Origin of the sequence: Exiguobacterium sp. UBA6282 (assembly GCF_002440475.1) — a bacterium.
In the GTDB taxonomy this organism is placed as follows: Bacteria; Bacillota; Bacilli; order Exiguobacteriales; family Exiguobacteriaceae; genus Exiguobacterium_A.
On the sequence record NZ_DJUM01000039.1, the window covers coordinates 1 to 9,038 of the forward strand.

At 44.1% G+C, this 9,038-nt stretch carries 8 protein-coding genes and 1 pseudogene (1 of these 9 running past the window's edge); 6 read left to right on the plus strand and 3 right to left on the minus strand.

Translation table 11 applies throughout. The annotated features are described in order from the left end of the window. The 3 genes and pseudogenes from B2751_RS10730 to B2751_RS10740 form a co-directional block, all read right to left on the minus strand. Positions 1 to 322: pseudogene (locus B2751_RS10730) on the minus strand (hypothetical protein); the annotation flags it as partial. Between the two features lie 16 nt (positions 323 to 338). After that, the gene (locus B2751_RS10735; protein WP_290774718.1) at positions 339 to 1,634 is read right to left on the minus strand and encodes a suppressor of fused domain protein; all 1,296 of its coding nucleotides are present in this window, start codon (positions 1,632 to 1,634) and stop codon (positions 339 to 341) included. Positions 1,635 to 2,004: 370 nt separating this feature from the next. Continuing rightward, positions 2,005 to 2,226: a hypothetical protein gene (locus B2751_RS10740; RefSeq protein ID WP_290774720.1), complete on the minus strand. Its 222-nt coding sequence runs from the start codon at positions 2,224 to 2,226 to the stop codon at positions 2,005 to 2,007. A 499-nt stretch (positions 2,227 to 2,725) separates the two neighbouring features. Here B2751_RS10740 and B2751_RS10745 point away from each other — a divergent pair, with 499 nt between their 5' ends. The 6 genes from B2751_RS10745 to B2751_RS15335 all read left to right on the plus strand — a co-directional run. Beyond that, on the plus strand, positions 2,726 to 2,965 hold the full coding sequence (locus B2751_RS10745) for a hypothetical protein (protein ID WP_035408336.1): 240 nt from the start codon (positions 2,726 to 2,728) through the stop codon (positions 2,963 to 2,965). A 109-nt stretch (positions 2,966 to 3,074) separates the two neighbouring features. Continuing rightward, positions 3,075 to 3,461 (plus strand): hypothetical protein, encoded by a 387-nt coding sequence (locus tag B2751_RS10750; RefSeq protein ID WP_290774722.1) that lies wholly within the window; start codon positions 3,075 to 3,077, stop codon positions 3,459 to 3,461. A gap of 170 nt (positions 3,462 to 3,631) precedes the next feature. Next, the gene (locus B2751_RS10755) at positions 3,632 to 5,239 is read left to right on the plus strand and encodes a glycosyltransferase family 2 protein (RefSeq protein ID WP_290774723.1); all 1,608 of its coding nucleotides are present in this window, start codon (positions 3,632 to 3,634) and stop codon (positions 5,237 to 5,239) included. Positions 5,240 to 5,255: 16 nt separating this feature from the next. After that, complete coding sequence (locus B2751_RS10760) at positions 5,256 to 5,468, plus strand: DUF5776 domain-containing protein (protein ID WP_290774725.1); 213 nt, start codon at positions 5,256 to 5,258, stop codon at positions 5,466 to 5,468. Positions 5,469 to 6,499: 1,031 nt separating this feature from the next. Next, positions 6,500 to 7,162, plus strand: coding sequence for a glycosyltransferase (locus B2751_RS10770; protein WP_290774727.1), 663 nt, complete (start codon positions 6,500 to 6,502; stop codon positions 7,160 to 7,162). Positions 7,163 to 7,976: 814 nt separating this feature from the next. After that, a protein-coding gene (locus tag B2751_RS15335) for a CDP-glycerol glycerophosphotransferase family protein (RefSeq protein WP_422653601.1) crosses the window boundary here: on the plus strand, positions 7,977 to 9,038 show its 5' portion. 21 nt of this gene lie beyond the right edge of the window; the window shows 1,062 of its 1,083 coding nt (coding positions 1-1,062); its start codon is at positions 7,977 to 7,979; its stop codon lies off the right edge, out of view.

Consider the following 9,038-nt stretch of genomic DNA (forward strand, 5'->3'; position numbering starts at 1 on the left):
TTTGAAAAAGAAATGTATGAAGGTCGTCTTCGATATTCGAACGATGCTCAAAGATGATGTCATACTCTGTATCCTGACAAAAGATTTCGACGACAATCTCATAGTAATCTGCTTCTTGAACGGCGGAGTAACCGTCTTTTTCTTTCTCAGCTACGAGCTCCCGAATGTAGGCATCCAGATTGAAAAATCGCGAGAACTTCTGCTCGCTCATTGGTTCTTCTAACCGCTCTCCCATAATGCCGTGAAACGTGTAAAGTGTCCGTCCATCCTTCTCGAATAACCAAAAATGATTCTGACCGTCGATTTGTTTAATGAGTTGCATGCAGTTCCTCCCGTTCTTATAGGTCTGCGAACCATTCTCCATTCAGCTGGCGAATCACCGTATCGCTTGGTAACTGTTGTCGCAGTCGTTTCGCCCAGTCTGTACGAAGATCATACGCGAAGTGTTCTTCGTTCGAGAGGACATAAAGCATTCCACCATCATGACCGACAATCACAACGGTCGTCTCCTCTGGATAAATGAATCGATCTTCTAGGACACGTGTTTTTCGATACGTCGTTTCGACCTCTCGTTGAATTGACAAACGATCGGAATATGAAAACATGAACAGTTCGTTCATTAATGCAGCTGCATAGGCTTGCTCAAGGACGAGTTCGAGCATCTTAGCATCTTCAATCTTGACCGTGAAGTAATGACTCTTCCTCGTCGATGTTCGTTTTCCGCGTAACCATCCGTCCGTTTGTTTTTGCTTAGACAAGACATGTGAAGTGAACGACATTTGATGTTGCGTGAAGAACGCTTTGTTGTCTTTGTCTTCTTCAAAAGCAAAAAAGGTCGTGTAGATTGGAAAACGATTTTGATGATTTAGAAAATCAAATAGGAAGGTTTGAGTTTCGACCGCATTCCCTTGTGCTTCCGAATCAAGGTCAATGGCATATGCTTTTTTTAATGGTCCGTCTAGCAATAATGGTCGTTGAATTTCATCTTCAAAAAGATTATCTGTAATCTCACACTCGAGAACGAGGAGTTGTCTTTTAGCGTTCAATGCTTCGATTGCTTCTTCTCCCACGAGCGGATGCCGCTTTAAATTAAGCAACTGCATCTCAGTTTCATGTAACATCTCATTAAATTCCTCAGTACCGTATTGTTCGATGTATGCGACTTCTGAAGCAAAGATCGGTACGAACCAGACCGGTAGTACCGTTTCCGGTTCCCCGAATGCCGCGTCTCCTTTATGGACTTGAAACGATTCTTCAAAGTAGAATGGTGTCGTCACGTATAGAGCAGCGAAGCCGTACTTCGATAACAATCCATCTGGCATCGGTAAATACTCACCTAGATCATAAGCGTGTCCAGTCTTCCATGCTTCTATCGTCAAGCGATAAACCAATTCAATCAAGTCCGACTCAGCATCTTGTTGCATGACGGATAGCATCACTTCTTGATGAACGATAGCACCATTCTCGAATTGTAACGGATGGCGTAACAGTCCAAGTGACGTCATCGTGATAGCATTAGCAAACGGTACATTTTGAAACTGCAACAATTGAATCACCTGCTCTTGTAATTCTTCAATCTCTAGATGACCTGTAATTTCACCGCAATGAGCTTCTAAGTGTTCGATGTAATTCATATTTTATATCCTCATTTCAAGACATTAAAAAATGTCATTTTCAAAAAGTATCTTCTACCATATATTATATATTTCATAATACATTTTTGGGATTTTTTATTTTTTATACCTGTTACTTTAATGTTTTATTTAGTTGCACAAGATGGACGCCTTAGTTCGAAAATAAGAACTGCGCTTCATATGAAAGACGATTAGAAAATCGATGAACTGTAAGTATAAAATCCTGTAAAGCGGTATTTCTTACTTAGGTAAAGAATATCGAGACATCTTTAAATGTCAAAAGATGACTCCGGTTCAATACCGAAGCCACCTCATAGTAACGTAAAAAGTTAAAACGACTTTTTTAAAGCGTCCATTTGTTAGGCTGTACTCACATGTACCGTTTTCGTTCGAAGAACTTTCCTTCGATCCATGTCCAAATCCGAATTGCTAGGTAAACATCAATCATGCCAATGATTAATGTAACAACAATCATGAGAACACCACTGTATTCAAAAACGAGTAGAGGATGCAAGATTGTAAAAACGACACTCAAAAGAATTGGAATTGTGATACCCATCCAAATAGAATTAAACAATAGTGCCTTCCACATCCAAATCATTCCTTTACTTAGAAATAGATTGTTTAAGTTTAGCATGTGATAAACAGAAAATGTGAAATATATGTAGATGCTTTAATAGCACAACCGCTAGAACTCAAAATATGGTTAAAAGAAGATGTGCTACGAATCCTTCAAAGCAATTCATCGAAGAGTTTGAGGAGTTTTTTATTTTTATATTTCTTCGCATAATCAATGACCGTTTTCCCATTGTATCCTGATGATTTGGATCTACTCCGTACTGTAGCAACACTTGAACGACCTTAGCGTGATCCTAACTAACTGCTAACATCAAAATATGCCTCATTTGGATTGAACGGATGTATAGGTACAGGTATTCCTCTTACAGTCCTTCCTCGAAATCTCTATAAATCAAAATCCAATTTAGTTGATATATTCCATTTTGATTACAATTTTAATTTAAAACACTTTTATGTAAGCGTTATCATTATACTGTATACGGTACTTATTCTTTATTTAGGAGTTGAATCGAATGGATACGGTCATCAGTCATTATTCGAAATTCAAATGTCCACGTTGTCGCGAGAAATTCAAGGATGAGATTCTCATTGAAGATTTACATAGTGTAGCGTACGAAGACCGGCGCTTAGGTCTCGAAATCCAGTATGACTTTTCTTCGGAAGTCGCTTGTCCGAACTGCCATCATCAATGGCTCATTGAAGGCAATGTCTGGGAGTATCCTGAAGGCGTCATCGATGCCATCGAACTATAGTGCGACCAACATGAAACACTTCCCTTTTTCTCAAGTGCGCTACATATGAAGTGTTGCCTTGATGTACACTATCGGTAATACAGAACGTGTACTTCGGAGGGGTTCGCATTTGAAAAGTAAACTTTTATTTTTACTGCTATTTTCGATCGTCTGTCTAGCTGGATGTAGCAATTACGATCAAGACGGAAATACGACTAGTGAGGAAGCAAAAAAGAAATACGATGCAGCCATCAATCAAGTCTTCAAATCTGAAAACCAGTACTTGAAGCAGCAACAGATCAACCAGCAACTAAAGCGAAACACTGATGAAACGGGCGTCATCGTCTATGAGGATCAAGATTTAATCGAAATCTATTACGACCAATCATCTGAAGGACAAAAAGCCATTTATCAGAAAAAAGGGTCTACTTACGCGCGGAAGACGTATTCGAAACAAATCAGCCGTAAAATCGATGCCTCTGAAAAAAAATACCTTGAGAACATTGGAATCAAGTAATTCTAATCCTATAAGGCTGATTTGTTAATTGTCTAAATGGTCGTTGACTCTATTATTTAATGGAGTCATCGACCATTTTCGTGTTTTCTTACCCTTCTCTTTCCTTCATCTGTTTTAAGGCACAGTTCAGGGGGTATTTTTTAATATTTAGTTTAAGGTGGGAATTACTGATGGAAAGAACCGCATCAATCATTATTCCTGTATACAATAAGGCGACATATCTCTCAACTTGTATCGCATCGATACAAGAACTCATGCTCGATCACTCAACAATCGAAGCGATTTTCGTTGATGACGGTTCGACGGATGAATCGTTATCGATTCTCCACACGGCTGCACAAACGATGGATTTCATTCGCATCATCGAACTTCCTGAAAATACGGGCAGTCCTGCACAACCGCGAAACGTCGGAATTGAAGAAGCGACAGGTACCTACGTCACGTTCTTAGATGCTGATGATCGTCTCGATCCAGTCGGATTCCCTCGACTCGTCGCACAAGCCGCTTCGCATGATGCCGATATCGCATTCGGTCAAACGATCAAACATACCGACACGTCGATTCAAAAGGTTGGTCGCTTTGCGTCGTTTACGACAGCGAATCAGCTTGTTCCGTATGAAATCGACAAAGTGTTCCGCGCGGTCGGACCTCCAGGGAAAATTCTGAAGCGCTCCGTCTTGCTTGAACATAACATCCGGTTCAGCCAGATGCAGTTCGGTGAAGATAAACTCTTCTTCTTTGAAGCCATCTCGAAATGCCAAACGGCTTCGATGAATCCGGCACCGGTCTATCACGTCAATCGTTTCGCGATGAATGATTCGCTTGTCGGACAAACAAGTATTTTCGAAAAGACGACCTTCAATTTACAAGTGCTTGAGAAAACGCTCGAACTTGATATTCCGGCAGTTGCTAAAACGCATGCATTGAGTCGGTTGATCGAGATGGACTTCCTCTCCCGACTGTTCAACAACAAGCGTTTCCTTGAGCATCCGCAACAGCAGACCTTTTTTGACCTGTTCCGCGAAATGATTGCCGTTTTTGAACGCCATGGTGCAGATCCAGCGGATTTCATTTTTGATGACATCTTTCAAAAACAGTACGCCTTACTTCAGCAAAAAGATTATGACAGCTTCGTCACCTTCATCACGCTCCTTGTCCAAAAACATAAAGCCCGGCGATATGTATCGGAGAATCGTCTCTATTACCGAATGCCTGCTTCGTTGCATCATCTCGGGCCTGTCCTTGAGCCATTCTTTGCCTCGTATGCAGGCACGCGTCTCGTTGATGGTCTCTTCTATGAAGTCGTACAATTACTCAAAGACGACATGTCTTCGGTTGATCAAGTTCTCTTAATCGCACCCAACGATGAAGCAACGGAAACCGCCGTTCCGTTCCATATCGATGAGAACGAACTGTTCATTCCGACCGAGGCACTCGAACCGCGTTCAGATCCATTCCAATTGATGCTGATCCATGACGACTATCATCCGTTCGTCGTCCGGATGACGTTACCGAGTAGTGTCGACGAAATGCATTTGCATTATCAGCAACTTAAAGTCGAATTTCGTCCCGAAGAACAAAAATCACCGTTACAGAAAATTGATGCGACGAAGTATCATATCGAAGCACCGACGCAAGTCGTCGTACTCGAGAAAGCCTTTTTGTATGATGACCTCGAATTTGAGCATAAGCAAGCAGCGCTCGAAGTCGGTCAACTCCTGACNNGCTTACGTCACGGCAAACAAAAAATATATCCATCTTCCGCCTGTGATCGATAACGAGACGTATCTGACTGTGCCTCCAGCAACAGTCCGGATTTTGAAGACATGTAAACAGTACGCCGATCGCGACTTTAAAAATGAATTACCGACGAAAAACACACCCGATACGGTGCTTCAAATCGAGAAGGTCGTCCTGTCATCGAAAGGCACACCACGCTTGAAAACGGCTCAAGATACGTACATCACAGCCAATCGATCATTCGTTCTACCGATCAACGAAGCTTAACAATACACCTAGGGATAGAGAGATCTCGTTCCTAGGTTCCTTATTATTCCAACAAAGTATGCTATAGTATGGACAAGGTTCACCATATGATCCATATTTTATGCTACTAAATAAAATTGTAAGCGCTATATAAGGAGATGCCCTATGAAACGAGATTTGTTTTTTACATTGAATACGTTAGCAGCCCAGCGTGGCGGTTTATCAAAAGCAGTCATTAAACGCGCGAATGCGATCATCGCGGCTGATCCGGAGCGAAACGTGACGCTCGTGACGTTAGGGATTCAACCGAATCTCGAAACAATTCGTCAAGAGATGGTCGAAGCACGGTTGCTTGATCCTCGCATCCAGGTCGTCAACGTCATCAATTATTTAGCACGTCGCCAGGCAGACAAACGGTCCGTCGTTTCTTCGAAAGCCGAATTGATTCCGCGTTGGGAAAAACGGTATACGTTGTTCCTCGATGCGAGCCGTGCCGAAAAAGATTCCTATCGATTGTTCGACAATGGTACATACGTCCAGTACGCTCGGTTTGACGCTAACAATCAGCTCAGCTTCATCGATTATTTTTCAGAGAATCGCCATCGCCTACGCCGCGAGGAATACCTTGATAACGGGCAGTTGGTGCAGACGATCCAGTATTCGCTTACATCGAATAAGCCGGTCTCTCGTTCCTTCTTCCACAGTGATGGAACGTGTTATTTGACGATTTGGCATAAAATCAACTCGGCGGATTGGAGCCATCTGTTTTATTTCGAAGCCGGTCAGGAAAAACAGTTCAATGATCCAGCGATCTTTAATACGTTCGTTTTGAACAAGCTGTTAGATCAACATGACGCGGTCTTGATCTCATCAGAATACCGGGATCGTCTTGCCAACCTACCGAAAAAAAATTTGGATGCGGTCATCCTAGACATCAAGCATCCGAATATTAAAAAGATTGCCTTCGGGCATAGCAATCACTTCGTGTCGCCCTTCAATGAGACAGCAGCCGTCAGTGGTGTCTGGGATACATTATTCGGTCGCATCGACGAGTGGGATCATGTCATCACGGCAACACCTCGTCAACAAGCGCATATGACCAACCAGTTCGGTCATCCGGAAACGTTCCATGCGATTCCACACGGTGTTGGTGCTGTTCCGNNCCTGATCCGAATCGGTTCATCGTTGTCTCGCGCATTCAAATCAAAAAGGATGTCGCTGCGAGTGTCCGTGTCATGCGGAAGATCGTCGACCACCACCCCAATGCCTTCCTTGATTTCTATGGCTTCGGTTACAACGATCAGCTCGAAAAGGATCTTCATGCTTTGATCAAGGAATTGTCATTAACGAAGCACATCCGTTTCAAAGGGTTCGTTACGAACATTCAAGACGCTTATCATGGTGCTGTCGCAACGATCTTTACGTCGCAATCCGAAGGGTTCGGGATGGCAATCCTTGAGAGCATGGGTCACGGTGTTCCGGTCATTGCCTATGATGTTTGTTACGGTCCCCGTGAAATCATTGAGCATGGAACGACTGGATTTATCATTCCACCTGGTGACTCGTCAGCCTTTGCTGACGCAGCGATTCGCTTGATGGAGCAACCGTCCCTAAGACGTCAAATGGGCGAAGCCGCCTTGCATTCGGTTGAGCGTTTTTCGGATGATCTTTTCACGAAAAATTGGCTGATGCTTTTGAATCAGCTCGACGAATAGTTAGTCGACCTCCTCCCCTGTGAGGAGGTTTTTTTGTCTATCCACCAAAGTCCGCATTGTTTTTCAAATTTTAGGATGTTTTAGCTATTGATTATGATAGAATGCTAAGGGAAGATAACGCTTTCATATAACATCTTTTAGTAGGAGGTTCCTTGATTCCATGCTTTTTAAATCTGCTCTCCGGGTGCTCCAATTTGGACATTCCGTACTTCCGAAAAAACAAAAAAAGCTTAAACGATCGGCATTAAAAGAATCGTTACAGATTCAATCTTCGCCGACAGACTATACGCTATCCGGTCAATTGAATGATCCGTTGCTGACGATCACGTCGTTACGTATCCGCGATCGATCGCAAGAGACGGTCCTTGAAGTGCCGAACCAACTGGACGATCATCGCTTCACCTTTCAGCTGTCGCATTCAATCGTGTCTCAATTGAGTCAACATGTTGCTCAGATGCAAGAAGAGGCGGACGTTCCGACGGTCGAAGAGGACGGTCTCGCTGAGATCGAGTCCGTCGAAGCCGATCAAGATACGCTCTATCCGATTGGTCGTTTTTCACTCTGGCTAACGTTCACAAAAAAAGTCGAGCATCTCACACCGGAACAATTACAAAAATGGGAATCCGACGGGTTACCGAGCCATGCTACGCTCGACGCGACCGTCTTCACCCGCGAAATTCTGTTGGGGCGCTTTCTTGATACACAGATTCCTGCGCCTCTCGCGCCGTTGATGGATGAGACGTTCAACGAATTCGTCCAGTTGTATACGGATTTAAAAGGCAATCTGCGTCTATTGCTGAATAAAGAACCGCAGATGAAGCCGAAGATTCAAATCGATGCGGTCCATAATGAGACGAAGGCGACGACAGTCATCAGCGGAAAAGCCTTTACGCGTCATGCGTTCATCAAGACGGGACGGTTGCTCCTTGTTCACCGAGAGAGTGGCGATCAAGTCCCTATCCCAATCGATTGGTTGTACCAAAACGAGGTAAGTGCGAAAAAATTCGGATTGTATCGCTATCATTACACGGCGAAGATTCACTGGTCGCACCTCTATCAAGCAGCCCAATTGCAAGAAGGGGTTTATGATGCTTTCATCACGCTCGATTTCTATCACCGATCGGAACCGAAATTACACCGTCTCGGTCGTGCCCGTTATATTACGCGTCAGCTGACACCGGAAGCGTTAGGGAAAGATGAGACGTCGACGATGCATATCATTCCGTACTACACGGTCGGTCACCGGAATCTATCATTTGAGATGACCGAGTTCACGAATGAAAATTACGCCTACCTGAATCATCTGATGACGTTTGCCCCGCTCTACCGGCTGTTTGCCGAGAAGAACACGTGGCTCGTCGGAGAACGTCCATATAAAGCGCAGGACAATGGTTACCACTTCTTCAAATACATGCGCGAGACCTATCCGGAGCGACCGGTCTATTACGTCATCGATCCGGCGTCGAACGAATATGCGCAAGTCGCTCCGCTCGGAAACGTCTTGCCGATCAAATCGAAGGAACACATCTATCACTCTTTGATGGCAAAGAAGGTCATCGGGACACACCACGCGGAATACTTGTATCCGCTTCGCTCGGAGCCGTTCAAACGCAAGATGCGTGCAGATCGTGTCTTCATCCAACACGGGGTTCTCGGAACGAAGAACATGAACAATCAATACGGGAAATTTGCTGCTGCCTTCGACACGGATTTGTTCCTTGTCAGCTCGGAGCGGGAAAAACGACTCGTCACACAAGATATGGGATACGCTGAGCGCGAGGTCAAAATTACTGGCTTGTCTCGCTTTGATGCACTCTTGAAAAATGACGTCCCGGTCAAACGTCAGATGCTCGTCATTCCGACGTGGCGGTCGTGG

Excerpts from the sequence above, each read along its gene's own strand:
- B2751_RS10740 (WP_290774720.1), bottom strand. The coding sequence starts at position 2,226 with ATGTGGAAGGCACTATTGTTTAATTCTATTTGGATGGGTATCACAATT.
- B2751_RS10745 (WP_035408336.1), top strand. The coding sequence starts at position 2,726 with ATGGATACGGTCATCAGTCATTATTCGAAATTCAAATGTCCACGTTGT.
- B2751_RS10735 (WP_290774718.1), bottom strand. The coding sequence starts at position 1,634 with ATGAATTACATCGAACACTTAGAAGCTCATTGCGGTGAAATTACAGGT.